Origin of the sequence: Tritonibacter mobilis, assembly GCF_001681715.1 — a bacterium.
GTDB lineage: Bacteria > Pseudomonadota > Alphaproteobacteria > Rhodobacterales > Rhodobacteraceae > Epibacterium > Epibacterium mobile.
On sequence record NZ_LNWY01000025.1, the window covers coordinates 26,840 to 53,590 of the forward strand.

Below are 26,751 nucleotides of genomic sequence, written 5' to 3' on the forward strand. Positions count from 1 at the left end.
TCTCGAGTGCCGAAGCACACTGACCTATCCACAACGAAGTACCTGGTAAACCACCGCTTCAGTGCTTGATGCTCTTACAGTCTGCGCGCTGGTGGAGCATTTCATGCTTGATCCATGCCAACACACCCCGGCACGTAACACCTTGAGTATGGGACCAGCAAACCTCAGAGCACTGTGTAAGAAGCAACAAAGGCGCCCAAGGGCGCCTTGTTTTATTGGTCGGAGCGAGAGGATTCGAACCTCCGGCCCCTGCCTCCCGAAGACAGTGCTCTACCAGGCTGAGCTACGCTCCGACCGTGGCGCGTGAATTATACTTAGCCCACAGCATTTGCAAGCCCTATTCAGAGCGATTTTCATCAGAACTTGACTTGGACAACCAAGACAAACCAAAGCCACTGCTTAGGACGGGGCGGCTGCGGGATTTAAGGACAGGCGTCGTGGAAGAGCGTCCTCCCCGGGCCTCTCTGAGGACAATGAAGACGCCGCTTGCGATGATGATACCCGCACCAAGGATTGTGAGCAGATCCACACTCTCTTGGAACAAGAAGACACCAAACAGGATAGCCCAGATCATCTGTGAATATTGCATCGGGGCGACCACGGCCGACTCCCCGAGCGAGTATGAATAAACCAGCAGCAAGGTGGCACAAAACCCGAAGGCGGATATGATCACCAATCCCCCCATCTGCGCGCCGGTGAGCGGCACATAGACGAATGGAAGAGCGACCCCCATGACCACCACTGTCGTCAGGATCGGAAACAGCATCAATACCACTCGGCGTTCCACATGCCTGAGCTTGCGTAAAATGACCGACTGAAAAGCGTTTCCAAAAGCTGCCAACAGGGCAGCGGCATGACCAAGCCCCAGCTCGGTTTCACCCGGACGTAGAACCACCAAAACGCCAACAAACCCCGCAATCACCGCCGCCATTCGAGGCAGGCCCACTTTTTCACCAAGCAAAGGAATTGAAAGGATGGTGATCAGAAATGGCGTTGCAAACAACAGCGCATAGGTCTGCGCCAGCGGCAGCACTGAGAACGCATAAAACGCACATGCCGGTATGATCGCCATGGCGAGCGATCTTAACGCGATCCAACCGGGGCGGTTAGGCCGAAGTGTGCCGGGCGTTGCATCGCGCACCATCATCAACGTCAGCAATGGAAAGGACAACAGGCTTGAAAAGAATACGATCTGAAAAGCAGAGACTTCCGCACTGACATATTTCACCACCACATCATGGGTGGAGAATATTCCATAGGCCAGCAAGGCCAAAAGCGCCGCTTTAATGTTCATCCAATCACCAACATTCGTCTTTACTGGCGACCGATGCGCCTCTCACCTATAGCGCTAACTCTGACGAGGGGGATGTGGCAAGAGCGTGATGACCTCTCAGGGCACAGCTTGTTGAAAAAGCAACAGGCCGGAGCATAAACTCCGGCCTGAACGTAAAGATATGAGAATAATATCAGAGGCTCGCGTCGAGCGCGCTAACGATCGCGTCACCCATTTCGGATGTGGTCACCGGGGTTACCCCTTCTTCACCAAGCAAGTCTGCGGTACGCACGCCATCGGCGAGAACCTTCTCAACAGCGGCCTCGAGACGATCGGCCTCGGCCCCCATATCGAAACTATAGCGCAAGGACATCGCGAAGGAGAGAATGCAGGCGATCGGGTTAGCTTTGCCTTGGCCCGCGATATCCGGCGCGGAGCCATGTACCGGCTCATAAAGCGCCTTAGGGCGACCGTTGGCCATCGGTGCACCGAGTGACGCAGATGGAAGCATGCCAAGGGAACCTGTCAGCATTGCTGCCGCATCGGACAACAGGTCGCCAAAGAGGTTGTCGGTTACAATGACGTCAAACTGTTTGGGCCAGCGGCACAGCTGCATCGCGCCAGCATCTGCGTACATATGAGACAGCTCAACTTCGGGGTAGTCCTTGCCCACTTCTGTCACAACTTCGCGCCACAGAATGCCGCTCTCCATAACGTTAGCTTTTTCCATCGAGCAGAGCTTTTTCCCGCGACGCATCGCCAGTTCAAAAGCGGAGCGCGCAACGCGGTCGATCTCAGACTCTGTATAGCGCTGGGTGTTGATCCCCACACGCTCGTTGCCTTCCTCGATAATGCCGCGTGGTTCGCCGAAATAGATGCCGGATGTCAGCTCGCGCACGATCATAATATCGAGACCAGCGACGACGTCCTTTTTCAGTGACGAGAAATCCGCCAGCGCGTCAAAGCACTGAGCCGGACGCAGGTTGGAGTAAAGATCCATTTCCTTGCGCAGGCGCAGAAGGCCGCGCTCGGGCTTTACGGAGAAATCAAGCGCATCGTATTTAGGCCCGCCCACGGCACCAAGCAGAACCGCGTCCACCTCTTGCGCCTTGGCCATTGTGTCGTCATGCAACGGTGTGCCATGGGCATCATAAGCCGAGCCACCAACGAGATCTTCGCTCACATCGAACTGAACGTCACGCTTGGCACCGTACCAAGAAATGACCTTTTTGACCTCCGCCATAACCTCTGGGCCGATGCCGTCTCCGGGCAAAATCAGAATCGATGGGTTAGACATCTCGAAAACTCCTTTGACGTGTTGCCAAAGGGCGTAGCGGGCCGCTGTCGCGGGGTCAATAATCGCAGCGCAATTATGCTGCGCATGAAGCGCTTTCAGCGCCTAATATCGACCCAAACCAGCCCGTGGCGGCTGCCTTTGCTGCGCAGGATGCCGGAATCGATCACATTCATGCCTTTGGATGGCAGCACATAGTCAACCCGCATCGGGCCGGTTCGCTCCCAATTCACCGTATGCGCGCCTTGTGAATCCGATGGCTCGACTGCTTGCAGATGAGGATCATTCAACAGCCGATGAATTGCGTCCTTGTGTCCTTCGCCGCGGTCGGGATCATTGTTTGCATCCCCCATCAGGACAAACGGCTCAGGCATCCTGTCGCCGAGCAAACCGTTTAAGACATGCACCCAAAGCAGGATCTCATCCGCATTGCGTCGTCCGTTTCGATCCTCAGGCCCATCAAACACAGGCGGGGTCGCATGAAAGCTCAAGATCCAGAGCGGTTCGCCATCCGGCAATATCACAGGCACCGCCCAGTGGTTGCTGGACGACAACCGCAGTTGTGCTGCGGTCGCGGCGTTCGGATAAGGCTGCCCTTCTTTGGTGAGAGGCATGCGATGATCTGGTAAATCCTGCCAGCGCATCTGGGTAAAATCTTGCGCTTGATCCGCCGCTACAGGGAACTTCGACAACAGCGCTATACCGCCTTGTCCGGTAAACCGCCCCCACCCCCAAGCATCTTCCGGCTCACCCGTTCGGCCGTCACCATCCAGATCCAATCCAGAAGCGACGCCCGCGTTAGGTTTGAGCATGAAGAAATAAGGATACTCCACGCCACGCATTGCGATACCCGATTGCAAAGTACGTAGCGCGGTATTTTCATGGTCCCAATCCAACCCTTGCAGTGCAAGGATGTCCGCGTCTGCGGCCGCAATTGTCGCGATCACCGCCAACACCTGCTCATTATCACCGCGCAAATCCTTTAGCAGCAACCCCGGCCCTTTGCGGCTCAGTTCTGCATTAAAGGTCGCAACGCGTATGGTCTCAGCCGTCACACCAAGCGGCAATAAAAGGGTCACGAGCAGCCACGTAAATGCCGCTCGCCCAATCATACGACTTGAAGGTCGTTGTCGTGATTGAAGGTGCGGCGTTTCTGTTCGATCAGATCTGCAACACGAAGGCGCGCCATGCCGCGGGTAATCATACTCGCTGGGACCATCGCCCAGCCGGTCACGCACCAGATCAGCAATTGAGGACTGCCAAGCAAAGCAGGATCAAATACGCTGGCGGTCATCTGCACCAGAGCAGGCAGCAGAAAGGGCAGCAGAACGCCCGCCACAATATGTAGTTTTGCATCGCGTTGCAGCCGGGTCACCACATCACCGCCGGTGGTCGGGTCGAACAACGGCAAGTTCACCCAGACGTTAAAAGTGCCGCTTGCCAAAGGCCAGTTCCGCAACCGTATCACATAGGCGAAATACGCAATCGACACCAATGAGATCAGATAAGACAACCCAGCAGCCGCCCGCACCAGATCCACCGTATATTGCGGAACATGCGACGGCATCATCAACCGCGCCAGTTGCACCGGCGAATAAGCAAAGTCGAGCGCATCGCCAACCGTAAAGGCAAGCTTATGCACCAAGGCGGAAAAACCCGTGGGCTGAAAAGGATGACCTGCAAGAAGACTGAGCAGAATCATGCAGAGCGATACAAAGATGAACCGGCTGCGGTTCAACGGTGGCGCATCTCGAAATTCCAGAAAGCTCGGGAAATTTGAGTAGTACTCAGCAAAAATCAAACCGCCCGCGAGCAATGCGGTAAAGGCAACAATTTCCGGAGACTGCGTTGCCGCTACTGGCAACAGCAAAGAAGGCAGCACGACCAGCAGCGCTACCAATAGCCCACGAATTGCCGCGCTTGTTATGCGTGCAAGCACTCTCTGTTCCCTTCACCCTAGGGTCTTCCGGTTTTTTAGTGGAATGACCCGGTATGAAGCACCCCGACTGTGTCAGGCTGCTCTGCCTCATTTTTGCCCTAATTGTGCACGGCGTCTCCCGGTTTCTCAAGCATAGGGTTAAGAAAATGCATCAAATTTGACAGGCCGGGCATGAAGTGATGCCAGCATGCATCAATCTAAGGTCGATAAATCATGCACTTAACGAACATTCTTGAGAGATCATGAGGCACTCCAGCCACCGTATGCAGTTAAGACGCCATTAAATTCGTTGGCGCACATGCAGAGCGATGCGGCTTTTGATCTTGCCACCACACAGGATCAAACTGTCCACATGAGGGAAATTTTGCATCTCTCAAAGGTCCAAAATGTCCGCGAACTTAGGTTTTTATCGCCTGCAATTGGGAATCCCTTGCGAGACGGAGGTGTGGATCGCTAATCTCTACGTCGGAGAAAATGCAAAAGGCGTAAATTTTGCAAAACATGGGAGAAGCTCTTTCATTGGCTGTTCAGCTGGTGATATCCGGGGACGCCGATCTGTTCGAGATCGTCGGTCTTTCCCTGCGCGTGAGTCTCAGCGCGACGCTGTTGGCATGTCTCATTGGATTTCCGGTTGGTGCATTGGTGGCAATTAGCCGTTTTCCCGGTCGTGGAGCGGTTTTGGTGCTGATGAACGCGCTCATGGGGCTGCCGCCGGTTGTGGTTGGCTTGTTGGTGTATCTGCACCTCTCTCGCTCCGGCCCTCTCGGTTTTCTGGGGCTGCTCTATACGCCCACTGCAATGATCATTGCGCAAACCATTCTCATCGCTCCCATTGTTGCGGCGCTGTCGCGACAAGTGATCGAAGATCTGCACGCCGAATACGCCGAACAGTTTCGCTCCCTGTGCCTGAGCCGCATGCAGACTGTGACGGCCTTATTATGGGATGCACGGTACTCCCTCCTGACTGTCGGGCTGGCCGGGTTTGGCAGAGCCGTGGCAGAGGTCGGCGCAGTGATTATCGTTGGCGGCAACATCGACCATCTGACCCGCGTGATGACCACCGCGATTGCGCTTGAGACCTCTAAAGGGGATCTGGCGCTGGCATTGGCGCTGGGACTAATCCTGCTGGTGATTGCTCTCGGCGTGAATGCCGCGGTGCAAGGCCTTCGTATGAGCGCTCGGAGGCAAGCCTATGTCTAATGCCCAAATCGCAACCTTCAGCCCAACCGCCCAACGGGTAACGACCGATCCTTGCCTGCTGCCGCTGCGCGTGCGCGATCTGGGCCTAAAATGCGCTGAGACCTCTATTTTACATGGGCTTGATTTAGATCTTGCCCCCCGTGGCTGCACGGTGATCATGGGTCCGAATGGCGCTGGCAAAAGCATGTTGTTGAAACTGCTGCATGGATTGATCCAACCAACAGCTGGGCGGATCGAGTGGGGCGGAAAATCCCCGACGGAGGTCACAGCCCGTCAGGCCATGGTGTTTCAAAAGCCGGTTCTGTTGCGCCGGTCTGTTGGAGCCAACATCGATTTTGTCCTGAAAGCGCGACGCAAACCCCTCACACAAAGGGACTCGCTGCTTGAGCACGTGGGATTGCTCCACAAAGCGCGCGACCCGGCGCGGCGGCTGTCGGGGGGCGAGGCGCAGCGTTTGGCGCTTGCACGCGCTTTGGCATCCGAACCCGAGGTCTTGTTCCTTGATGAGGCAACGGCGAGCCTTGACCCCGCTTCGGTGAAGGCCATTGAGGACATCATTCTTGATGCCAGCGCACGCGGTATTCGCATCATCCTTGTGACCCATGACATCGGGCAGGCCAAACGCCTCGCTGATGACGTGGTCTTTTTGCAAGGCGGCCGTGTCGCAGAACACAGTGCCGCGCGCGATTTCTTTCCCAATCCGCAATCCCCTGCGGCGCGGGATTATTTGAACGGCAGACTTGTTTTCTGACCCAAAACTCTAGGGAGATCCTACATGAAACTGAGCCACACCATTGGCGCGACATTGTCCGCGCTGACCCTCGCCACGGGCGCGATAGCGGCGGACCAATCCATTATTGTGCAGTCGACCACATCCACTGCCAACTCGGGTCTTTATGATTACCTGCTGCCGCTGTTTCAGGACAAAAGCGGCATTCAGGTGAACGTCGTCGCAGTCGGCACTGGTCAAGCGATCAAGAACGCACAGAACTGCGACGGGGATGTGCTGTTGGTCCACGCCAAGGCGGCGGAAGAAAAGTTTGTTGAGGCCGGATTTGGCACCACGCGCACCGATCTGATGTATAATGATTTTGTCATTGTTGGCCCCGACGCCGATCCCGCAGGCGTAGAAGGCATGAATGATGTGCAAGGCGCGCTGGCAAAGATCTCCGAAACCGGTGCCCTCTTTGCGTCGCGTGGCGATGATTCCGGCACTCATAAGAAAGAGGTCGCCCTTTGGGCGGATGCAGGTGTCGACCCCACCGCAGCCTCTGGCGAGTGGTATCGCGAAACTGGGTCTGGCATGGGGGCCACTTTGAATGCGGGTATCGGCATGGGCGCTTATGTGATGACCGACCGCGCCACTTGGATCAGCTTTGATAACAAGCAGGATTACACCATCAAGGTCGAAGGTGACGACGATCTGTTCAACCAGTATGGCGTTATCCCAGTCAATCAGGAGCAATGCCCATCGGTGAATGCCGAGGCCGCCAAGACTTTCGCAGATTGGCTGATCTCGGATGAAGGCCAAAACGCCATTGCCGCCTATAAAGTGAGCGAGCAGCAACTGTTCTTCCCCAACGCACCGAAGAACTGATACAGTCAAAGGGGAGCGGCCAGTGTTTCGGCCGCCCCCTTATTAGACTGCACCATGACCAAATTTGATCTGCCAGACCACGAATACCTCACCGTTCCTGAACTGGCGGAGTTGCTCCGCCTCAAGGAACGCAAAATCTATGATCTCGCGGCATCGGGTGAGGTGCCCTGCTCTCGGGCTACGGGTAAATTGCTGTTTCCTGCGCTCGAAATTCGAGCGTGGATAGAACGGGCAAAATCTGGCGGTGACAACACCACGCCCATGGAACGCCCACAAATCCTGCTCGGCAGTCATGATCCCCTGCTGGATTGGGCGATGCGCCAGTCACGGTCTGGCCTTGCGAGTTATGTCGACGGCTCGCAAGATGGGTTGGAGCGTTTCATCAAGGGTGACGGGATCGCCACCGGACTTCACTTGCGTGATAGCAAAACCGGCCAATGGAATACGCCTATTGTAGAGCGAATGGCCGCGCGTCAAAACGCGGTTCTGATTCACTTTGCCAGCCGCCAGCGTGGGCTCGTTTATCGGGGCGATGGCCATGAATTGACAGCCCTCGATGACATCGCGGACTTGCGGTTTGTGCCGCGCCAAGCGGGCTCTGGCACGGATCGGCTGTTTCTCGATTTAGCCTCTGAAACGAGCCTCAATCTTGGCAAACTGACACAGTCAGACGTGGCCCGTTCTGAAGATGAAGCAGTCGAGAGCATTCGACGTGGCACCGCAGATGTGACCTTTGGCCTAGAGGCCGTCGCACAGAGTTACGAGTTAAGTTTCACACCGCTCATCGAAGAAAAATTCGCGTTGCTTGTGGACCGAAAAGCGTGGTTCGAGCCCGCATTTCAGTGTTTCTTGACCTTCTGTCAGACCGAAGCGTTCGCCCAACGTGCGGCAAGCATGGGCGGCTATGATGTCAGCGGCCTTGGCAAGGTGCTTTGGAATGCCTGACTTGGCGCGGCGCTCCCTCAGGAACGCCAGCCCAGCACCCGCCGCTCAATCATGCCGATGGCCCCGGACGTAAGTACCCCGAGCAGCGACAGGATGACCACGCCCGCGAACAGACGCTCCAGATCATAAAGGGAACCTGCCTCAAGGATATAGGCACCGATCCCGTATTGCGCCCCCAGCATTTCTGCGGCCACAAGCAGGATGATTGCAATCGCAAGACTGATACGCAGGCCCGAGAGGATACCCGGCATCGCCCCCGGCAAGACGATTTTGCGGACAATTGACAACCACGACAGACCAAAGCTCTGCCCCATACGGATCAAGGAGCGATCCACATTGTCCACCGCACCATAGGTGGCAACCACTGTCGGCGTGAACGTGCCAAAGGCGATCAGAGCGTATTTCGACCCCTCATCAATGCCGAACCAAATCACAAACAACGGCAGCAACGCGATTTTGGGAATGGGAAAGATTGCCGCCATAACCGGCACTAAACCAGCACGGATGTAAGAAAACAGGCCGATCAGTATACCGACCCCCACCCCGAGGCTCGCCCCAAGCGCGGCCCCCACCGCAAGCCGGGTCAGCGAAGGCCCCATGTGTTTGAAAAACAAACCAGATTGCCATAGCTCGACCAAGGTCGCGAAGACATCCGAGGGCTTAGGCAGCGTCAGTGCAGAGATGAAACCAACACGCGTGCCCCATTCGACAAACCCGATGACGACAACAAAAACCGCCAGGCCCACCCAGCGACGATTGCCGGGCGCAAAGCCACCACCGCGAAACCGGACCTCAAGCGGCTGTCGGGAAAGAGAGGTATCAGACATTGAGCAACTCCTCGTCCGCCGCGCGGGCCTCGTCTCGCATCAGGTTCCACAGGTGTTTTTGAACCTGCTCTAACTCCGGGTCTGCATAACCACGCTGCGATAGGGTTTTTTTGATTTCGACCACTTCACGGATCTGCCCGGGACGCCGTGACAGCACGACAATCTTATGCCCCAGACGCACCGCCTCAGCGAGGTTATGGGTGACGTAGACTGCCGTAAAAGGCTGTCGTTCCCAAAGGGCAATCAGATCATCCATCAGCAATTCGCGCGTCTGACTGTCGAGTGCCGAGAGCGGCTCATCCATCAGCATCACCGCGGGCTTTACTGCCAGTGCCCGCGCAATCGCGACACGTTGTTTCATACCGCCAGACAGTTGTTTGGGCAGCGCTTTGGCAAAGTCCGTGAGCTTTGTGCGCGCAAGCACATCTGCGATGATCTCTTCTGCCTTGGCTCCGCGAATTCCGTGATCTTCAAGCACGAGGGAAATATTCCCGCGTACGCTGCGCCAAGGCAGCAACGCGAAATCCTGAAACACATAGGTGAGCGGGTTGAGGCATCCTTCTGGCGGCGTTCCCAATTGCAAAACCCGACCGGCTGACGGCCGCTCTAACCCGCCAAGAAAGCGCAGGAGCGTAGATTTACCGCATCCAGATGGCCCCACGAGGCAGACGATCTGCCCAGAGGCCACGTCCAGAGAAATGTCCCTCAGGACTTCGGTCTCGCCATAAGAATGGCTGATCCCGTCCAGTCGAATATCCATGAGAATATGCCTTGTGTGGGGAGCGGCATCACCGCCGCTCCCGGAAGTTCCGGTTCAGGCGCCGATGGTCTCGACGTAGCTAGTATCAAGGAAGGTCTCCAGCGTGATCTCGCTGTTCACCAGACCTTCCGCCTGCATCCACGCCAGTTGATCTGCAACAGAAGCGACATTGATCGCAGCATCTTTGTTCAGACGCATGGAGCCATTGATGATCGACGGCGCGGCCTTCTCGCGCGGGCGATCAGTGTAGACATATTTGTGGATCAGATCGACCATCTCATTGATCGCCTCGTCCCCGTTTTCCTTGTCAACCATAGTGGCGTTGTAATCCGACACCCCCATGCCAAAACCCTTGAGGAAGCTCTCTGTCAGACCCCGCTCATCGCTGGCGTTCTTGGCTGATGTGAAAACGGTCGTGACCTGATAATTCGGCAAATAGTCCGCGACATTGCCAATGATATGCACCGCGCCGGAACCGGCCAGCGGTTTCGCGATATGGGGCACGATGGACCATGCGTCGATCTGGCCAGATTTGAGCGCCCCGATGATTGCGCCGACTTTTTGCAAAGGCACGAACTGTGGCGTGCCGCCTTCGGCTCCCGCAATCTTTGATCCCATATAGTGAAAGGACGATCCCGCCGTGGTCATACCAAACCGTTTGCCGTCCAGACCTGTGGCTGAGGTCAGGCCAGCCTGAAACGCCGCGTCGGAGGCGAGGATTTTCTGGCCGTCGATGCCCGGCTCCTCGGAGAGAGCGCCCCCGATCACCTTGACCGCGCCCTTGTCTGCAAGGCTGATCAAGCCGCCGGAAATCGCGGTCACGCCAAAATCTACATCACCAGAGGCAATCGCAACCGCCATTGGCTGTGCCGCCTGAAAGAACTTCAATTCGACATCAAGTCCCGCCTCTTTGAAGTAGCCGCGCTCCAGTGCGATAAAGCTTCCTGAATGGCTCGTAAGGCTCAGTGCGCCCACAACCGGCTTTTTGCCCGACGCAATAGCTGGAGCTGCGAGGCCGGACGCGGCGGCCGCGCCCATAAGCGCCAGTGTCTGTCGTCTGTTGAATGTCATGATGGTGTCCTCCCTGTGGTCGTTGACCGGCAAGCATCCGGTCGTATTTGTCAGTTTATTAACCACGCAAATCTGCGCACGTATCTTCCTCCAGCAGTCTGAGCGCAGATGCAAAATCACGCTCCATCACTGCAGATTTCAGGGCTTCATGCCGGTCGCGGCGGGCCCCAAAATCTATGCGCCCTTCCCTGAGACGCGCCAGTCGGAACCGGCGGGACTGATCGTAAAACCGCCCAACCATCTCATGAAGGCGTGGTGATCGACATGCAGAGATCAGGGTCGTGAGATAGGATCGACAGGCCTCGTCCCAGCCAAGCGCCGTGGCGTCATCTGGTTGCTGGCACAGCTGGTCTTCGGCACGTATCATCTGATGATGCGCTGCGACGACGGCCGCCTCCCAATCAACACCACCGTGCTTCATTGCGCGTTCAAGTGCCAGTTTCTCTACCTCGATCCGCATCATGAGGATGTCGGCCAGATCATCCTCTGTTGCGGAGGTCACCCGGAATCCACGTTGGTTGGTTGCTTCAACCATCCCCTCGGAGACCAGCATGCGCAGGGTTTCCCGCATGGAATGATTAGAGCCACCGTATCGCTGGCGCAGGGCTTCGATTTTTAGTTTTTCGTCAGGGTGCAACACACCAAAGGAGATATCGCGCCGGATCGCTGATGCGAGCATGGCGACGACGGTCTCGTCTTCGGCGGATCGGCGAGAAAACAGCATTTCATCCCTGAAAATCGAAAATGTTGGATATTTAGGACTCTGCTCCACCAAACTGTCAACCCGCCAGTCCGATAAGTGCGCTCTCTTCGACCCTTCGCGGACTCTCAAAGTTTACGCGAGAAAGCGCCTCAGCAGGAAATCTTCGAGCAGCTATATACTTGACTCTTTTAAATAGGTTTTATAGCCGCTGAAGCATTCAAGCCGTTGCCGCCAAAAAACGCAGCATCGACGCCGCAGCACCAAACCAATCAAGCGAGTTTGCACGCATGGACCTCCACCTGGGCAATATCGAGAGCAAACCTCGCGCAGAAATCTACAATTTATGCTTCAACAACAATGACTTGTCTGACCATATCAACCAAAGTGAAAGCAGCACATAATGCGCTGTTTCGCTCTACTCATCGCCTTATTTTTTGCGTCATGGCTCCCTGCACGCGTTATGGCCCAGAGCTTTCCGGTCGAAATCGAAACGATCTACGGCGTTGCGCGAATTGAAGCGGAACCCAAGCGCGTCGTTTCGCTTAGCTTCATTGGACATGACTTTCTGCTCTCCCTCGGGGTGGTGCCATACGCGTTGCGCAAATGGTATGGACCGTACCCTCAGGGTGTCTGGCCTTGGGCCAATAAGGCACTTGGTGAGGCAACCCCGATCGTGATGCAGGGTGAAATCGACATTGAAAGAATCGCAGCGCTCCAGCCAGATCTGATCGTGGCGCAGTGGTCTGGGATTACCCAACGAGAATATGATCTTCTGTCGCAAATTGCCCCCACAATTGCGCCAGCGCCCGGCGAAGGGGATTACAGCATGGCGTGGCAATACATGCTGATGAGGCTTGGAAAAGCAACAGGACGCAGTTCGCGTGCAACCGAGGTCATCGACCGGATTGATCAGCGCTTTACCTCATTGCGTCAGCGCCACCCGGACTGGCAAGGCGCCACGGGTATCATGGTCTGGGCGGGTACCACTGGCGCATACACTGAAACAGATCTCCGGGGAAAATTCCTCGCACAGCTTGGGTTCGTGATGCCGGATGCTATTCGCACCAATGCAGGCGCACGCATGGGCTATTTTCCAATTTCGCCAGAAGACCTATCACCCATAGATGCGGATGTATTGATCTGGCTCGACAGCGGTGCGTCCATTGATCGCCTAAACAGGCTTCCACTGCGCCGTTTCATGCGCGCCTACCGTGAGGGCCGCGAGATTTATTCAGGTGCGTTGCTGTCGTCAGCGGTGTCGCATTCAAGCCCGCTCAGTCTCGACTACGCGCTTGATGAATTAGAGCCATTGCTGGAGCAGGCCATGGACGGCGATCCCAAAACCACCGTCACAAGCTCTGAAAAAGTTGGTATTCTGGCAAAAGGCGTTTCAGATGGCAGCTGACAGCTCCTCCGTCGCGTTCAGTGGGCACCGCCCTCATCGCCTGATGTGGCTCGGCATTGGTATTCTTGCCATGCTGATTAGCGCTTTGTTGTCCTTGCGCCTTGGCGTGCGCCTCATTGGTTGGGCAGATATTGGGCGAGCGCTGTTTTCTTTTGATCCCGATACGGCAGATCACATCGTGCTATGGCAGATCCGTCTGCCCCGCATGGTTGGCGCGTTGCTCTGCGGCGGCTGCCTCGGGGTCGCTGGTGCATTGATGCAAGCCCTCACACGCAACCCACTCGCAGACCCCGGCCTGTTGGGCGTCAACGCAGGTGCAGCTCTTGGGGTTGTCATCTGCACGATTGCGCTCGGGCTAACTGACCCTGCCCAGTTTATCTGGGCCGCGCTCGCAGGGGCTGCAATTGCCGCAGCGCTGGTTTTTGCACTTGGTGGAAACGCCCCTTCTGGCACTGGGCGACTGATCCTCGCCGGAGCCGCCGTAAGCGCCCTTTTTTATGCGCTGATCCGTGGGTTACTTCTCGTCAGCCGTTCCTCGCTAGAGGTCTATCGAGTCTGGGTATTGGGCGGTTTTGACAACGTCACATTCTACATGGTGGCAACTCTGATGCCGTTTCTTATCGTGGGATTGGTCTTGGCATTTGCCGCCGGGTTCAGCCTCAACGCGCTACAACTTGGCGAAAGTACCGCACAAAGCCTCGGTGTGAGAGTCGGATTTTTGCAACTTCTGACCGGGGCCGCCATTGTTCTTCTGTGTGGAACGACGGTGGCGATGGCCGGTCCAATTGCCTTCATCGGCTTGATCGTACCGCATCTGGCCCGCGTCACTGCCCCGACCGATATGCGATGGCTATCAATTTACAGTGCAGTCTACGGCGCAACCCTGATGGCGCTTGCAGATCTGATTGCACGTTCTGGCATGTTCGGAAGCAACATGCAGGCCGGTGTGATGTCTGCGATCATCGGCGGCCCGGTCCTGATCTGGCTTGTGCGCAGTAAGGGAGTGCGCAAACTATGATCTACACAGTCCGGCTTGGCTCCCTGTCTGTACGCCTTGCAAGACGACACCTCCTCATCGGAATGGGGCTACTCTTAGCTCTACTGATTGCGGGAGGTATGGCCTTGCAACTGGGTCAGTTTGATCTGGGTGCAGGCGATCTCTGGACAGCCTATCGCGGTGAATTGGACAAGATCAGCCAGATGATCCTGCTGGATCACCGCCTGCCGCGTGTGCTCGTTGCGATTGGTGCGGGCGCGGCCTTTGGGGTGTCCGGTGCCATTTTTCAATCAATGCTGCGCAACCCGATGGCCTCACCAGATGTGATTGGTTTCAACGCTGGTGCAAGTTGCGCTGCGGTACTTGCGATCCTCGTATTTGGATCTGCACGTTTTGTATTGCCTTGGGCCCTAACGGGCGGGCTTTTGACGGCAGCACTGGTCTTGCTGCTTGCATGGGATCGAAACGGAAAATCTGGTATTGACCCCTACCGCCTCATCCTTGTGGGGATCGGGGCCAGCCTCACCCTAGGCGCGACGAGCGATTTGCTGATGTCGATGACCGACGAGCAGCGCGCAGCCGATATGGCACAATGGCTGACCGGTACGCTCAACGCTCGCAATCAGGCGGATGCAGCCTTGATTTGGGGCGGTCTGGCCGCGCTGACACCGGTTCTGATCTGGCTACAATTTCCATTGAACCGTCTGATTATGTCCGATGACTTCGTCCATGGTTTTGGCCTCCGACTGGCCGGTTTGCGTCTGCTCATCACCGGTGTTGGCGTTCTGCTTGCAGCCCTCGCCGTGAGCGTCGCAGGCCCTCTGCCCTTTGTAGCATTTGTGGCAGGCCCGGTTGCCCGAAGGGTGCTGAAAACCGGGGCGCCCGTCCTGTTTGCGGCGGCGCTGGTTGGCGCTTTGGTCACGCTAGGCGCGGACACCGCAGCGCGTATGCTTTCTGTCGTTCAACTGCCCGCAGGGGTCTTTACCGCCGTGATCGGCGCCCCCGTTTTGATGTGGCTGCTCGTCGCCCAATTTCGCAAAGGAGCCCTCTAGACCATGAGCGCAGAACCCCGCCTCGCAGCCTGTGAGCTGAGCGTCAAGTTTGACCGAACCACTGTACTGGATCACCTGTCAGTCGGCTTGCCCGATGGTCAAGTCACCGCAATTGTCGGCCCAAATGCCTGCGGAAAATCGACATTGCTGCGCAGCCTTGCCCGGCTACAAAAAGCAAGTTCCGGGCAAGTGATCCTGGACGGTCAAAGCATCGCAGCGCAAAACAGCAAATCCATCGCCCGCCGGCTGGCTATCCTGTCTCAGTCCCCCGTCGCGCCCGAAGGATTAACGGTGCGAGATCTGGTCCTGCGTGGGCGCACACCACATCAATCAGCTTGGCGACAATACTCTGTCGAGGATGCGGCCGCCGTTGCAGCAGCCATTTCTGCCACTGGCCTCAACGGGCTGGAAGAGCGCGTATTAGACACATTGTCCGGAGGCCAGCGCCAGCGCGCATGGATCGCCATGGCATTGGCCCAAGACACAGAGCTCCTGCTGCTTGATGAGCCTACAACCTACCTAGATCTGCCGCATCAGGTCGAGTTGCTTGAACTCGTACGCAAACTCAACCGTGAAACCGGTCGTACCATCGCTATGGTTTTACACGATATCAATCTTGCGGCCCGGTACTGTGATCACATCGTTGCCCTACGCGGGGGACAGATCCACAGCACCGGCACCCCGCAATCCGTCATTACTCAGAACATGATGCAGGATGTTTTTGGCCTGTCCTGCACGATTATCGCCGATCCAAATCACGGCACACCTCATATCATTCCAACCTGAAAAGGACGCTTTCATGTCCATACAAGAGCAGTTCCCATTCGCAGCGCATACTTTGCTGCCAAACATCTCATATCCGACCTTACGCAACGCGATCCAACATCGTGCAAAGGAATTCGACTTACCGCTGGCGCAAGACAGCGAAACCGAAATTCAACTCAAAACCGCCTATGGCACCTATCGCTTTTGGCAAGGGGATGAGGCTCCTATTGCAGAAATCGGGTCGAGCCGGTCTGACTGGCTGTATGTGCTGAAAGAAAGCCTGCAGGATATCGTGCACGAACTCTCGCCCGAAATTGCAAAGGCAATTCATTGGTCAGATGCTCAGGAAAGTGCTGGCAACCGCCCACCGAACTTTCAGTTTATAACGATCGAGGACGTGACAGCCCTGGCCGGTGGATTCTTGCGTGTCACCGCACTGGCGGAAGACCTGTCGCATTTCACCACAGACTCAATCCATTTCCGCCTCGCTCTGCCTAATCCCGAACGTCAGGAACCGCAATGGCCGTATTTGTCAGACAGTGGCCAAACCATCTGGCCCAAGGGGGAGGCCGCATTGCATCGGCCAGTTTATACCGTGCGCGACATGGATATATCCACGTCTCGGCTCACCTTTGATATCTTCATCCATGAAGGCGGACGCGCGACCGCATGGGCGCAGAACGTGACGCCCGGCACTCGCGTTGGACTGACCGGGCCAGGTGGTGGTGGCATTCCAGAGGTCGATCAGATCACGATGTATGCGGATGAAACCGGCTTTCCCGCCGTGGCGCGCATCCTTGAGGCACTGGAGCCAAACGCCAGTGGGCATGTGGTTTTGCAACAGACCTGCAGCGCCTCAGCCCATTATCCGATGCCAACCCACCCCGGTGTAAGCATCGAATATGTGCAAGAGTCAGATTCCGACCTTGGCGATCTGGCAATAGAAACGATGCGCAACAGACCCGATCAGATGATCTGGCTTGCAGCCGAAAAGGCAGCCGCGCAAAAATTGCGAGCCGCTTTTAAAACCGAGGGGCTGAATACCAAAGAGCATTATATCGCCGCATATTGGACCCGGCCTGCAATTTCCAATACGCAGGGTTAACTTGACAAAAATGCTATGCTAAATTAGGCGCCAATTCAGGAGGGCAATCCTCCACTAGCCATCTTCGGCAAGCACTATGATGCGCGCCGTGTAGCCAAGTCAGCCTGCCAGCGAGATGCCCCCTAAGAGCACCGTTGCGCCATGTATTGCTACACGGAGCCGAATATGAAAACCTCCCTACTTATCTCGACTTTTTTGCTGCTGCCGGGTTTTGCGCTCGCGCAGAATATCGCTCCAGAAGCAGAGACCCCGCAACCGCCTGTGCCGGAAGTCGGCACAGATATGGTTGCGCCACCAGCGCCCGAAACGCCAGAATTCACAACGGCACCGGAGACAAGCGCAGCTGGTGATGCGAGCACGAGCGCGCCTGATGACACTGCAACTTCTGCACCCGTAGCAGAGGCCGCCGTGGAAGATCCTACAGTGCAAGAACAGCCCATCCTCGAAGAGCCCGCAACCCCTGGCGACGTTCAATCAATGGCACGCGGCGCGTTCGAAGAAGCAAAGACATTCCTGCAAGATGGTGGCCCTTCCATTTGGGCCATCGCGGCACTGTCGGTTGTCACCCTTGCGCTGATCCTTTGGAAAATTTGGCGTCTTGCGCTCATTGGTGCATGGTCGAAGGGCAAAGCCCGTCAGGCAATTCTCGCCTATGAGGCAGGTGATGCGGATCGCGCGCTGGCGCTAGTTCATGGCCGTCGAGGCGTGCGCTCCAAAGTGGTGGCCGCAGCACTAGGCGCTCTCAAGTCGATGCCAGAGGCCCACGCACGCGAAGAAACAGCACGCGTCGCCAAACGCGAACTGGGCTCTGCGCGCAGCGGTCTAGGGGCGTTGGAACTGATCTCGACCATTGCGCCTCTGCTGGGTCTTCTCGGCACAGTGATGGGGATGATCGCAGCCTTTCAGGCGTTACAGGCCGCCGGGTCCAAGGCAGATCCGGCGATGCTCGCTGGCGGTATCTGGGAGGCTCTCTTGACCACCGCCGCCGGTATGGCCGTGGCGATCCCCGCCTCCGCCGCGCTGACGTGGTTCGAAGCCGTGATTGATCGTATCCGCCGTGATGTCGAGGATGGGGCAACGCGTCTTTTTGTCAGCGAACAGCCCAGCAAGATCCGCCTTGCGGCGGAGTGATCCGCAATGCTGTTAAACGACATGCCACAGCGGCCACGCCGCAAACCCAGCCTCACCCCGATGATCGATGTGGTGTTCTTGCTGCTTGTCTTTTTCATGCTGGCATCACGTTTTGGGATTGATGCTGCACTGACATTGCCGCTGGCTGCGGGCGGTGGCGAGTATACCGGGCCGCCCCGATTAATCGACGTCGCCCCAGCGCAGGTCTTTGTGAATGGACGTCTCGTTCCAGAAGAGGCGCTCGCACCTGCATTAGAGCTCCTGATGGAACACAAAAGCGACGTTTTGATCTTGCGCGGCAAAGATGGTGCAAACCTGCAGCGGATCGTGACCCTGACAGAAAGTCTGCGCAGCGCTGGATTCACCTCAGTGGTGCTGGTGGAGTAACCGCAGATGGATTTTACAGACGCCCCCCGCCGCCCTCGCGCGGAATCAATTGTGCCGATGATCAACGTAGTGTTCCTGCTGCTGATCTTCTTCCTCATGACGTCCCGTTTGGCACAACCTGACCCGTTCGAGGTCACCCCGCCAGAGGCGGCTTTGGACACTCCGCTCGAAGCCCAAGCCACGCTCTATGTGGATAAGAGTGGAAAGCTATCATTTGACGGCTTTGAAGGAGACGCCGCTCTGTCTCGGTTGGCAGATGTATCGTCGCAGGATGCCGTTTTACAATTGCGTGCGGATGCAGAACTAGAAGCCGCCGCCGCTGCAGGGCTGCTTGGTCAATTGTCGGCGGCAGGCTTTGCGCGTGTCGAACTGGTGGTGAGCCCAAGATGAAACATTGGATCGAAGGCAGCCTATTTTCTGGCCTCGCACTTGCTGTTCACGTGGCGATATTCGCCAGTTTCCCACAAGACGGCAGTGAGGCCGGTGGGGCTGGGGGCGAATATGTCGTCTCAATCGCCGGCGCTGCTCCGACGGTTCGGGAGATGGTGCAACAGTGGGAAAAACCGCCAGAAACGCCACAAGTTCAGCAAGAGGTTCTGGATGCACCAGAGATGGATACGCCTCCTCCCCCCGGACTTGCGCAACTGGATAACACCCCCGCCCCCCGCGCCGAAGTGCGACTGGCCATGGCTGAACCCCAAAAGGTAGATGCGCCTGAAATCGATACGGAAACAGCGCCGCCACCACCGGAACCCGAGCCAGAACCTGAACCCGAGCCTGAGCCGGAAGAAGCTCCTGAAACCGGACAAAAAGCGCAAAACAACAGCGCCGGGCGCACCGAACAACGCGCCGCTGGTTCGGGTGGCTCATCGCAGGCAGGAACCTCGACGAGCGCCAATACAACCCTTAACAAAGGGCAACAGGCAAAACTCGTCGCTGTTTGGGGCGCAAAAATTCGCTCGCGTATCGAGCGACGCAAACGCTACCCCTCAGGGGGGCGAGGCGACGGGTCGGTTGTTGTGCGACTGACGGTCAGCCGCGATGGGCAGCTGCTGAATTACGGTATCGCGCGGTCCTCAGGACAGGCTGCCTTTGACCAGGCGGCGCTCAGCGCAATCAAAAGCGCACGCAGGTTCCCCAAAGCGCCGAACAATTTGCCGGGAACTCAGTTCCCATTCTCCCTGAAGATCTCATTTAGCCGATAAGCTTTGGCAACAAACAGCGTGTCCGGTGTGGAACCACCCCCTCCGGGCGCGCTCTTTTTATGGCCTGCCTGTCTGCCGTTCTCATGACCCGGCTCGGAGATCAAACAGTGTTTCAATACGCCCATAGCCACGGGAACAATTTCCCACGTCATGCGTATTATTCACCATGTCGGACCTGTCTGCATGCGTGGCATTGAAGTTGCGCCGCCTGATCGATACCTGCGGGTCAAGTCAATGGAGCTTACCCATGAAGAAACAGATCGCCATCACCGCACTCACCCTCGCCACCGCATTCGGCACTGCCCATGCGGAAACCATCAATGTCGGCATGTCCGGCGGCTACTTTCCCTTCACCTTCGTCAAGCTGGATGAACTGCAAGGGTTTGAAGTTGATGTGATCAACGCAATCGCCGAAGAAACCGGCGATGAGGTGAATTTTGTCACCATGTCGTTCTCGGGCCTGATTGGCGCATTGGAATCCGGCCGCATCGACACTATCGCAAATCAGATCACCATCACGCCCGAACGCGAGCAGAAATTCGCGTTTTCTCAGCCGTATGTCTACGATGGCGCGCAGGTCGTGGTCAAACGCGGCAATGAGGACACCATCAAGAACACCTCTGATCTGAGCGGGAAATCCGTGGCCGTGAACCTTGGCTCCAATTTTGAGGAGCTGCTGAACACACTTCCGAACGCCTCTGAAATCGAGATCCGCACCTATGAAAGCAACATTGCACAAGATACCGCTCTGGGCCGTGTCGATGCCTTTGTGATGGATCGGGTGTCTTCGGCGCAGCTGATTTCCGAAAGCCCGTTGCCGCTCGCGCTCGCGGGGTCTCCTTTCAGCGAAATCCGCAACGCCCTGCCCTTCCGCACTGATGAAAACGGTATCGCGCTGCGTGACAAATTTGATGCCGCGCTGACCACGCTCAAAGAAGACGGCACCCTGTCGGAGATTTCGAACAAATGGTTCGGCACCGACATCACCGTGGCGGAGTAATCCTGTGCAAGGCCTGAATCTGGAATACATGTGGGATCTGGTTCCGATCCTGCTGGGCTATGTTCCCCTGACGCTGTTTATGGCGGTTGTCGGCATGGCCTGTGCGCTGGTGCTGGCATCCATCCTTGCAGTCGAGCGGGTCTTTCAGATTCCGGTTCTTGATGGTGTGGTACGGCTGTTTATCAGCTTCTTTCGCGGCACACCGCTGCTGGTTCAGCTGTTCTTGTTCTACTATGGCTTGCCACAGGTGCTATCATTCCTTGGCACCATCAACGGCGTGACCGCAACGATCATGGGGCTGACGCTGCATTTCTCGGCCTATATGGCCGAGAGCATTCGCGCAGCCATCCTCGGGGTTGATCGCAGCCAGTGGGAAGCCGCCCAAGCGGTTGGCATGACGCAAGGCCAGATGATGCGGCAGATCATCCTGCCACAGGCCGCCCGCGTCGCAGCTCCGACGCTGGTCAACTACTTCATCGACATGATCAAAGGCACGTCTCTGGCGTTTACGCTGGGCGTCACCGAACTGATGGGCGCGACGCAAAAAGAAGCTGCTGGCAGCTTTCTCTACTTCGAAGCCTTTCTGGTCGCCGCCGCGATCTACTGGGGCATTGTCGAGGCGCTCTCTTTTGGTCAGCGTCATCTGGAAACCTACCTGAACAAGGCGCACGCACGATGAGCGAGACCGCAGGCATCAGCATTTCCGGCCTCAGCAAATCTTTTGGCGAGACAACCGTTCTTCGCGATATCTCGCTTGAGATCGAACCGGGTGAGCGCGTGGTCATTATTGGCCCGTCTGGCACTGGGAAATCGACGCTGCTGCGCAGCCTGAACTTTCTCGACCAGCCGGACCGCGGATTGATCCGGGTTGGCGATTTGACGGTAGACGCCGCACAAGCAAGCCGAGCCGATATCCTCGCGTTGCGGCGGCGCACGTCCTTTGTGTTCCAAAACTATGCGCTCTTTGCCAATAAGACCGCACAACAAAACATCACGCAGGCTCTGATCACGGTTAAGGGCCTCTCTCGCCCGGAGGCCGATGCGCGCGCAGAGGCGATTTTGAAAGAAACCGGCCTGTTGGATAAGGCAAACGCCTACCCAGCTGCACTTTCAGGCGGGCAGCAGCAACGGGTTGGGATCGGTCGTGCGATGGCATTGGATGCCGATCTGATGTTGTTTGATGAGCCAACCTCTGCGCTCGATCCAGAATGGGTGGGAGAGGTGCTTGATCTGATGCGCCGGGTTGCTGAAAAGGGGCAAACCATGTTGATCGTCACGCACGAGATGCAATTCGCCCGCGAAATCGCGGATCGGATCATTTTCATGACTGGGGGTGACGTGGTCGAACAGGGCCCGCCAGACCAAATTCTCAACACCCCCCAAGACCCGCGCACGCGCGCATTTTTGCGCCGCGTCTTATAATTGCGCCTGCGAATGAACTGATCCGTAGCCGCGCGACCGAAAAGGCCCCGAGCACAGGATTGAACATTAGCCCGGCCCTGACGGGCTCGTGTGCCCACTACAGAGATACAGCCATTCGGCACAGCCTCACAGCCGAGCGCTCAAAGCTGCAACAAAGCGCTTTCTCGCGACTTTAGCGTCAGGCGTGCGGAGGGGCCGTAGTTTTGCCAATCTGACATGAGTTCCAGAACTTCGGCCCGTGTCTCGGCATCAAATGCTTCAAGCGTCTCGGCACCAGGGTGATAACTTTCGCTTTCCAGCCCGTTTCCACACACGATTTCATGGCGGTCAAAGAGCAGATGCACATATGAAACAAGTGCGCCATCTGCCTGAAAACGAATGGTATCACCATTGACGAGATGCTTTGCCTTAACCAGCACTTCAGATTGACCAAACTGCAAATCCGCCAGTTCAGACGTAACAAGAACGCGGTGATTGGGCGACAGCGCCACTTCTCCATGGTCCCCTAATGCACCGGAGGCAAAAACGACCGGTGCATTGTGCCCGGTTGCATAGCGCCGGCTGCGCCCGATCCAGCGTAGAGGCTGTAGCCCGTGGTCTCGGGTCACAATGTGCATACCGATGCTGAGATCTTCGACCGCGATCGGCCCCACCTCGGTATTGATCAATGTGCCTGCCACAAAGCAAGGTGGCGGCGTGACCTTGGTTTCCACTTGAACCAACCCGGTGTCACTGTGTCCTTGGTCGTCCTTGACCGTATAGGTGAAACTGCTGGTTTCATCATGAGGTGTGTCGTTGGTTATCGTGAGCGTACCATCCGCATTCAGCTTCACCACCTCACCGCTGCTCAGCGTCACCGAGTCCCCGGCGGAAACCGGTTTTCCTGCAATATGAGTGATGGTCAGTGTGCTGCCGTCGGGATGTTCGTCATTGCCCAGGATATCAATGGTTTCCGATCCATCTCCAGAAATCGAAATCACATCGTCAATGGCGACAAGTTCAGGCTCAAATGGGCCAGTCAACGTGTCGATATCGGACTTCCAGACCAGATCCCCCAATAAGCCCCCACCGGGAAGCCCAGTGAAGTCAATCGTCATCGTGGTGTAGAGGTCACCGACAGGTGCGTTGCCATTCAGGCCCGCAATACCAGAGTAGGTCGTGGTGATCTTGCCGCTCAAATCCTCATAGTCTGGGGAAAGTTGGAAAGGAAAACCCTCCTTCGACCCGGTTGTCGAGGGGTCATCTGGATTGCCGTCACTGGCGTAGGTGGTATCGAAAACAGAGTTTGCAGGCGCGAGATCAATTTGCAGCGACGTCAGGGTCTTGGTCGTGGACAATTCGTGCCAGTCATACCCGAAGAACATATCGATGTTGTCGCCGGTGGCTCCGCCGGCAGTGTAGGGGTCCAGCGCCTTCCAGGTAATGGTCTCAGTTGTTCCATCTGCATAGGTGGCAACAATCTGCGCCCCCTCAAGATCAACCCCGCGAGACGCCGTGTCCGCCCGAATGCCATGATCGCTTTGCCGGGGATCCTCGTCGAGCCGGATAATGTCGATTTCGGGCATGGCCTACGCCTCTTCGTAACAAACACACTCTGCCAATGGCAGAATTAGGTAAAGATATCGAAACACCCCGCGCACATGTGAGCCACCTCATAGGCGGCGCAGGAACGCGATATGGCTTCGATGTATCCCGGCACTTTCACCATGAGGGCAGCGACAACCGGCATTCATTGCATGTGTTACGTCTTGGGTAGGCAGTGTGATCTTATGATGGCAAAAACACATCATGTTTGCGGCACATACCATTCACGGAATGTGACATATTCAGAAAATGACACAGAACTTGGCGCGCATCCGTCTCATCCATCTTGTTGATGCGTCGCCTACGAACACGCCCCATATTTGTCCGTCGTCAGGGATTTTGGGACAATTGGCTGCGTGATCTAGGGTCAGGATGCATTGATTTCGGTCGCACTGCCTGATTCACAGCTCCGAAAATGGAGCTGTGACATGAGCGATCTTTTCTGGCTGACCGACGCGCAAATGGCGCGTCTGGAACCTTTCTTTCCGAAGTCGCACGGAAAGCCCCGGGTCGATGACAACCGCGTTCTGAGTGGGGTAATATTCATCAACCGCAATGGGTTAAGGTGACGCGCTGCCCCTGCAGCCTATGGCCCGCACAGTTGAAGGGGACCGTGGCCCCGGTGGGGCCGCATAAGCCCCGGAAACGCTTTACAGCCGCTGGAAGCATTGGAGCGAGAAAGGCATCTTCGCTCGAATGATGGTCGGGCTGGCTGCGAAACACGGCGAGGAGAAGACCGTGATGATCGAAGCAACATACCTCAAGGCACATCGAACGGCGACCAGTATGGTTGCCGAAAAAGGGGGACGTGGTCGCCTGATCGGTCGCACCAAGGGCGGTACGAACACCAAGCTGCACACCATCTGTGACAGCCAGGCTCGGCCGCTGAACCTGTTCGTCACCGCTGGGCAGGTCAGTGATTACATCGGCGCGCGAGCTCTGCTGGGCAGTCTGCCAAACGTAAAATGGCTGCTCGGAGACCGAGGCTACGACGCCGACTGGTTCAGAGAAGCCTTGCAAGACAAGGGCATACGCGCTTGCAATCCAGGCCGGAAGCAGCGGAAGACATCGGTCAAATATGACAAGCGCCGCTACAAACGGCGAAACCGTATCGAGATCATGTTCGGCAGGCTCAAGGATTGGAGGCGCGTGGCAATCCGCTATGACCGATGCCCCAAGGTGTTCCTCTCAGCCATCGCCCTAGCTTCTCTCGTAATTTATTGCTTATGAATCATGACCCTAGGGGTTGCGTATCAAACCTGTGAACTCAGTTTTCAAAATTGAATGACCGCAACACTGAGGCGGGGCTGATGGCCCCGCCGCTTCTGTTTTGTGGGCCAGTGGGATTTGGAAAAGCCAAACGCCCCTGGCCGTCAGGGAGAGGGTGCTACCCTCCCCCTCGGGCAATCCGATTAGACCGGGCCGTGTCCTCGGCTGCGCCTGCGGGCCGCACCTACCCGGTCGAATAGCATTGCCTCGCCCCCTCCCGCGTTCGCCACGTGGCAGATCAGCAGGAACAGGCGGCTTCGCCGACTGAACCTGCAAATCAGCCCTGATTTTCCGAATGGAAGGTCAGATCAACGCAACAAGCCACACGGCAAAAACAGTGGATTGGGTCAGTTTATGACGCCTAGGTCAATTTCGCCTGACGTTCAACAAATGTGTGGAACGTCGAACACCTATGACCCAATCAACGACCAAAACCTAAAGAAACTACAAGACCGCAGCTTTCAATTCTGACCCAAACGTCAAGCATTTCTGACCCAAAATCGACAGCGGCCATTCATGCAGAGCGGCGAAAGCTGACTGCAAGTTTGCCCGTGTCAGGCGGCAGCGGATGCAACGCCGGCAACAACAAGGTAGCGTCCGCCCTTTGCGATGGTCACGATAAGCACGAAGCGCCAAAGCGGTTCGCGCAGGAGACCTGCCGCCAGCGTCAGTGGATCTCCAATCACTGGCACCCAAGACCCGAGAAGACTCCAGCGCCCATATTTGCCGTACCAAGCCGCTGCCTGATCCAATCGCGCACGAGATACCGGGAACCAGCCGCGATCCGAGAAATGCATCAGATACCGCCCGGCCGCCCAGTTGAGGATAGAACCCAGGACATTTCCTGATGTTGCAACCGCCAGAAGCAGCCATACCGGGTGACTGCCGACAACCACCATCCCAGCGAGCACAGCCTCTGACTGTGCAGGCACGAGCGTTGCAGCCACCAAGGCCGCCGTAAACAGACCGGCGATGGACAGCATGTCAGGAGCGCATCGGCCAACTGCGGTGCAGATCGTCAATGATGACCTCATGCTTGTGCCCGGTTACCCCGTGATCCCGCAGATGCGGGTGGTCAAGCGGCAGATCGTCGTGCGTGTGCTCGATTTCCCCAGCCGTTCCGCTGGGCCACAGCAGCAGACAGACCATGATCCCAATTCCCGCCAGCGCGGCCAAGGTGACCAGCGCGGGGATGGCACCCAACTGTGTCATCAGCCAGCCGGACAGCGGATAGGTGACCAGCCAGCAGGCATGCGACAGCGCGAACTGTGCAGCAAACACTGCGGGCCTGTCCTCGGCATGCGCCGAACGCTTCAACAACCGCCCTGCGGGGGTCAGCACTGCGGAATAGCCGAAGCCCGCAATCAGCCAGGCGAGAAGCAGAGCTCCCCAGTGCAGATCCGAAGCGGCGATGCTTCCCGCGAGCCCAAGCAAGGAGAGAATCATGAGGAAGGCACCCGAGAGCATGACGGGGCGGTCGGGAAGCCGGTCCAGAAGCCTTGGTAGCAGCAGTGCCGCCGCCATGGAGCCTGTGCCGAATGCGAACATCGTCCAGGCTAGCGCGCTTTCCGGCAGGCCGAGCAGGCCGCGCACCAGAACGACCGAGTTGACCAGAACCATCGCCCCGGTTGCCGAGACCGCAAGGTTGAGCGCAAGTAGGCCGCGCAATCGCGGGGTTGCCAGGTAAATGCGCATTCCACGCGTTGTGCGGTCATAAATTCCCCGCGGTTCCGCGGCCTGAGGGCTCGGCAGTATCACTGAAACCACTAAAAGCGCTGAAGCAGCAAAGCCGGCCACAGTTCCTAGGAACAGCGTATTGT

27 protein-coding genes, 1 tRNA gene and 1 pseudogene are annotated in these 26,751 nt (G+C 56.9%); 17 read left to right on the plus strand and 12 right to left on the minus strand.

Features of this window, described 5'->3' with window-relative positions:
* Nucleotides 1–216 precede the first annotated feature (216 nt).
* From UB90_RS20470 to UB90_RS20490, 5 genes are all read right to left on the minus strand, one after another.
* Nucleotides 217–293, minus strand: a tRNA-Pro gene (locus tag UB90_RS20470).
* A 44-nt stretch (nt 294–337) separates the two neighbouring features.
* The gene (locus UB90_RS20475) at nt 338–1,294 is read right to left on the minus strand and encodes a DMT family transporter (RefSeq protein WP_065326725.1); all 957 of its coding nucleotides are present in this window, start codon (nt 1,292–1,294) and stop codon (nt 338–340) included.
* Nucleotides 1,295–1,466: 172 nt separating this feature from the next.
* The gene (gene leuB / locus UB90_RS20480) at nt 1,467–2,570 is read right to left on the minus strand and encodes a 3-isopropylmalate dehydrogenase (RefSeq protein ID WP_065326726.1); all 1,104 of its coding nucleotides are present in this window, start codon (nt 2,568–2,570) and stop codon (nt 1,467–1,469) included.
* Between the two features lie 95 nt (nt 2,571–2,665).
* Nucleotides 2,666–3,679, minus strand: a complete 1,014-nt coding sequence (locus tag UB90_RS20485; protein WP_065326727.1) for an endonuclease/exonuclease/phosphatase family protein — start codon at nt 3,677–3,679, stop codon at nt 2,666–2,668.
* Nucleotides 3,676–4,506, minus strand: coding sequence for a hypothetical protein (locus UB90_RS20490; protein ID WP_005614060.1), 831 nt, complete (start codon nt 4,504–4,506; stop codon nt 3,676–3,678). Before UB90_RS20490 ends, UB90_RS20485 begins: the two co-directional genes overlap by 4 nt.
* A gap of 492 nt (nt 4,507–4,998) precedes the next feature.
* On the opposite strand from UB90_RS20490, the gene UB90_RS20495 reads away from it, so the two are divergent.
* The 4 genes from UB90_RS20495 to UB90_RS20510 are packed head-to-tail and all read left to right on the plus strand — an operon-like array spanning nt 4,999 to nt 8,248.
* Nucleotides 4,999–5,706 (plus strand): ABC transporter permease, encoded by a 708-nt coding sequence (locus UB90_RS20495; RefSeq protein ID WP_065326728.1) that lies wholly within the window; start codon nt 4,999–5,001, stop codon nt 5,704–5,706.
* On the plus strand, nt 5,699–6,457 hold the full coding sequence (locus UB90_RS20500; RefSeq protein ID WP_065326729.1) for an ATP-binding cassette domain-containing protein: 759 nt from the start codon (nt 5,699–5,701) through the stop codon (nt 6,455–6,457). Before UB90_RS20495 ends, UB90_RS20500 begins: the two co-directional genes overlap by 8 nt.
* Nucleotides 6,458–6,481: 24 nt before the next feature.
* Complete coding sequence (locus UB90_RS20505; protein ID WP_065326730.1) at nt 6,482–7,303, plus strand: ABC transporter substrate-binding protein; 822 nt, start codon at nt 6,482–6,484, stop codon at nt 7,301–7,303.
* A gap of 54 nt (nt 7,304–7,357) precedes the next feature.
* Nucleotides 7,358–8,248, plus strand: a complete 891-nt coding sequence (locus tag UB90_RS20510) for a helix-turn-helix transcriptional regulator (RefSeq protein ID WP_065326731.1) — start codon at nt 7,358–7,360, stop codon at nt 8,246–8,248.
* Nucleotides 8,249–8,265: 17 nt separating this feature from the next.
* On the opposite strand, the gene UB90_RS20515 is transcribed toward UB90_RS20510, so the two are convergent.
* The 4 genes from UB90_RS20515 to UB90_RS20530 are packed head-to-tail and all read right to left on the minus strand — an operon-like array spanning nt 8,266 to nt 11,630.
* The gene (locus UB90_RS20515) at nt 8,266–9,075 is read right to left on the minus strand and encodes an ABC transporter permease (protein ID WP_009178508.1); all 810 of its coding nucleotides are present in this window, start codon (nt 9,073–9,075) and stop codon (nt 8,266–8,268) included.
* Nucleotides 9,068–9,835 carry an ABC transporter ATP-binding protein gene (locus UB90_RS20520; RefSeq protein ID WP_065326732.1) on the minus strand — a complete coding sequence of 256 codons (768 nt, stop codon included), beginning with the start codon at nt 9,833–9,835 and terminating at the stop codon, nt 9,068–9,070. Before UB90_RS20520 ends, UB90_RS20515 begins: the two co-directional genes overlap by 8 nt.
* A gap of 54 nt (nt 9,836–9,889) precedes the next feature.
* Nucleotides 9,890–10,906, minus strand: coding sequence for an ABC transporter substrate-binding protein (locus UB90_RS20525; protein WP_065326733.1), 1,017 nt, complete (start codon nt 10,904–10,906; stop codon nt 9,890–9,892).
* A gap of 58 nt (nt 10,907–10,964) precedes the next feature.
* Nucleotides 10,965–11,630: a GntR family transcriptional regulator gene (locus tag UB90_RS20530; protein WP_065326734.1), complete on the minus strand. Its 666-nt coding sequence runs from the start codon at nt 11,628–11,630 to the stop codon at nt 10,965–10,967.
* A gap of 439 nt (nt 11,631–12,069) precedes the next feature.
* Between UB90_RS20530 and UB90_RS20535 the strand changes: the two genes are divergently transcribed.
* From UB90_RS20535 to UB90_RS20590, 12 genes are all read left to right on the plus strand, one after another.
* On the plus strand, nt 12,070–13,014 hold the full coding sequence (locus tag UB90_RS20535) for an ABC transporter substrate-binding protein (protein ID WP_227512064.1): 945 nt from the start codon (nt 12,070–12,072) through the stop codon (nt 13,012–13,014).
* Complete coding sequence (locus tag UB90_RS20540) at nt 13,004–14,032, plus strand: FecCD family ABC transporter permease (RefSeq protein ID WP_065326736.1); 1,029 nt, start codon at nt 13,004–13,006, stop codon at nt 14,030–14,032. The genes UB90_RS20535 and UB90_RS20540 overlap by 11 nt, the downstream gene beginning before the upstream one ends.
* Nucleotides 14,029–15,063, plus strand: a complete 1,035-nt coding sequence (locus UB90_RS20545) for a FecCD family ABC transporter permease (protein ID WP_065326737.1) — start codon at nt 14,029–14,031, stop codon at nt 15,061–15,063. The genes UB90_RS20540 and UB90_RS20545 overlap by 4 nt, the downstream gene beginning before the upstream one ends.
* Before the next feature lie 3 nt (nt 15,064–15,066).
* A complete protein-coding gene (locus UB90_RS20550) occupies nt 15,067–15,849 on the plus strand; it encodes an ABC transporter ATP-binding protein (protein WP_065326738.1) in 783 nt (260 codons plus the stop codon).
* 13 nt (nt 15,850–15,862) lie between these two features.
* Nucleotides 15,863–16,933 carry a siderophore-interacting protein gene (locus UB90_RS20555; RefSeq protein ID WP_065326739.1) on the plus strand — a complete coding sequence of 357 codons (1,071 nt, stop codon included), beginning with the start codon at nt 15,863–15,865 and terminating at the stop codon, nt 16,931–16,933.
* A gap of 165 nt (nt 16,934–17,098) precedes the next feature.
* Nucleotides 17,099–18,064, plus strand: a complete 966-nt coding sequence (locus UB90_RS20560) for a MotA/TolQ/ExbB proton channel family protein (protein WP_065326740.1) — start codon at nt 17,099–17,101, stop codon at nt 18,062–18,064.
* A gap of 6 nt (nt 18,065–18,070) precedes the next feature.
* A complete protein-coding gene (locus UB90_RS20565) occupies nt 18,071–18,451 on the plus strand; it encodes an ExbD/TolR family protein (RefSeq protein WP_009178561.1) in 381 nt (126 codons plus the stop codon).
* 6 nt (nt 18,452–18,457) lie between these two features.
* The gene (locus tag UB90_RS20570) at nt 18,458–18,841 is read left to right on the plus strand and encodes an ExbD/TolR family protein (RefSeq protein WP_065323843.1); all 384 of its coding nucleotides are present in this window, start codon (nt 18,458–18,460) and stop codon (nt 18,839–18,841) included.
* On the plus strand, nt 18,838–19,656 hold the full coding sequence (locus UB90_RS20575; RefSeq protein WP_065326741.1) for an energy transducer TonB: 819 nt from the start codon (nt 18,838–18,840) through the stop codon (nt 19,654–19,656). Before UB90_RS20570 ends, UB90_RS20575 begins: the two co-directional genes overlap by 4 nt.
* 247 nt (nt 19,657–19,903) lie before the next feature.
* Complete coding sequence (locus UB90_RS20580) at nt 19,904–20,656, plus strand: amino acid ABC transporter substrate-binding protein (RefSeq protein ID WP_065326742.1); 753 nt, start codon at nt 19,904–19,906, stop codon at nt 20,654–20,656.
* 4 nt (nt 20,657–20,660) lie between these two features.
* On the plus strand, nt 20,661–21,335 hold the full coding sequence (locus UB90_RS20585; RefSeq protein ID WP_065326743.1) for an amino acid ABC transporter permease: 675 nt from the start codon (nt 20,661–20,663) through the stop codon (nt 21,333–21,335).
* Nucleotides 21,332–22,078, plus strand: coding sequence for an amino acid ABC transporter ATP-binding protein (locus UB90_RS20590; protein WP_009178554.1), 747 nt, complete (start codon nt 21,332–21,334; stop codon nt 22,076–22,078). Before UB90_RS20585 ends, UB90_RS20590 begins: the two co-directional genes overlap by 4 nt.
* Before the next feature lie 140 nt (nt 22,079–22,218).
* On the opposite strand, the gene UB90_RS20595 is transcribed toward UB90_RS20590, so the two are convergent.
* The gene (locus tag UB90_RS20595) at nt 22,219–23,643 is read right to left on the minus strand and encodes a Hint domain-containing protein (RefSeq protein WP_065326744.1); all 1,425 of its coding nucleotides are present in this window, start codon (nt 23,641–23,643) and stop codon (nt 22,219–22,221) included.
* A gap of 447 nt (nt 23,644–24,090) precedes the next feature.
* Here UB90_RS20595 and UB90_RS22625 point away from each other — a divergent pair.
* Nucleotides 24,091–24,892, plus strand: a pseudogene (locus tag UB90_RS22625) (IS5 family transposase).
* A gap of 593 nt (nt 24,893–25,485) precedes the next feature.
* Here UB90_RS22625 and UB90_RS20610 read toward each other — a convergent pair.
* Nucleotides 25,486–25,914 carry a YqaA family protein gene (locus tag UB90_RS20610; protein ID WP_065326745.1) on the minus strand — a complete coding sequence of 143 codons (429 nt, stop codon included), beginning with the start codon at nt 25,912–25,914 and terminating at the stop codon, nt 25,486–25,488.
* Between the two features lies 1 nt (nt 25,915).
* On the minus strand, nt 25,916–26,751 hold an 836-nt coding region (locus UB90_RS20615; protein ID WP_157888775.1), incomplete at its 5' end, for an MFS transporter.

Coding starts and splice junctions, on each gene's coding strand:
- UB90_RS20475 (WP_065326725.1), bottom strand. CDS start 1,294: ATGAACATTAAAGCGGCGCTTTTGGCCTTGCTGGCCTATGGAATATTC.
- leuB (WP_065326726.1), bottom strand. CDS start 2,570: ATGTCTAACCCATCGATTCTGATTTTGCCCGGAGACGGCATCGGCCCA.
- UB90_RS20485 (WP_065326727.1), bottom strand. CDS start 3,679: ATGATTGGGCGAGCGGCATTTACGTGGCTGCTCGTGACCCTTTTATTG.
- UB90_RS20500 (WP_065326729.1), top strand. CDS start 5,699: ATGTCTAATGCCCAAATCGCAACCTTCAGCCCAACCGCCCAACGGGTA.
- UB90_RS20505 (WP_065326730.1), top strand. CDS start 6,482: ATGAAACTGAGCCACACCATTGGCGCGACATTGTCCGCGCTGACCCTC.
- UB90_RS20510 (WP_065326731.1), top strand. CDS start 7,358: ATGACCAAATTTGATCTGCCAGACCACGAATACCTCACCGTTCCTGAA.
- UB90_RS20515 (WP_009178508.1), bottom strand. CDS start 9,075: ATGTCTGATACCTCTCTTTCCCGACAGCCGCTTGAGGTCCGGTTTCGC.
- UB90_RS20520 (WP_065326732.1), bottom strand. CDS start 9,835: ATGGATATTCGACTGGACGGGATCAGCCATTCTTATGGCGAGACCGAA.
- UB90_RS20525 (WP_065326733.1), bottom strand. CDS start 10,906: ATGACATTCAACAGACGACAGACACTGGCGCTTATGGGCGCGGCCGCC.
- UB90_RS20530 (WP_065326734.1), bottom strand. CDS start 11,630: ATGCTGTTTTCTCGCCGATCCGCCGAAGACGAGACCGTCGTCGCCATG.
- UB90_RS20535 (WP_227512064.1), top strand. CDS start 12,070: ATGGCCCAGAGCTTTCCGGTCGAAATCGAAACGATCTACGGCGTTGCG.
- UB90_RS20540 (WP_065326736.1), top strand. CDS start 13,004: ATGGCAGCTGACAGCTCCTCCGTCGCGTTCAGTGGGCACCGCCCTCAT.
- UB90_RS20545 (WP_065326737.1), top strand. CDS start 14,029: ATGATCTACACAGTCCGGCTTGGCTCCCTGTCTGTACGCCTTGCAAGA.
- UB90_RS20550 (WP_065326738.1), top strand. CDS start 15,067: ATGAGCGCAGAACCCCGCCTCGCAGCCTGTGAGCTGAGCGTCAAGTTT.
- UB90_RS20555 (WP_065326739.1), top strand. CDS start 15,863: ATGTCCATACAAGAGCAGTTCCCATTCGCAGCGCATACTTTGCTGCCA.
- UB90_RS20560 (WP_065326740.1), top strand. CDS start 17,099: ATGAAAACCTCCCTACTTATCTCGACTTTTTTGCTGCTGCCGGGTTTT.
- UB90_RS20565 (WP_009178561.1), top strand. CDS start 18,071: ATGCTGTTAAACGACATGCCACAGCGGCCACGCCGCAAACCCAGCCTC.
- UB90_RS20570 (WP_065323843.1), top strand. CDS start 18,458: ATGGATTTTACAGACGCCCCCCGCCGCCCTCGCGCGGAATCAATTGTG.
- UB90_RS20575 (WP_065326741.1), top strand. CDS start 18,838: ATGAAACATTGGATCGAAGGCAGCCTATTTTCTGGCCTCGCACTTGCT.
- UB90_RS20580 (WP_065326742.1), top strand. CDS start 19,904: ATGAAGAAACAGATCGCCATCACCGCACTCACCCTCGCCACCGCATTC.
- UB90_RS20590 (WP_009178554.1), top strand. CDS start 21,332: ATGAGCGAGACCGCAGGCATCAGCATTTCCGGCCTCAGCAAATCTTTT.
- UB90_RS20595 (WP_065326744.1), bottom strand. CDS start 23,643: ATGCCCGAAATCGACATTATCCGGCTCGACGAGGATCCCCGGCAAAGC.
- UB90_RS20610 (WP_065326745.1), bottom strand. CDS start 25,914: ATGCTGTCCATCGCCGGTCTGTTTACGGCGGCCTTGGTGGCTGCAACG.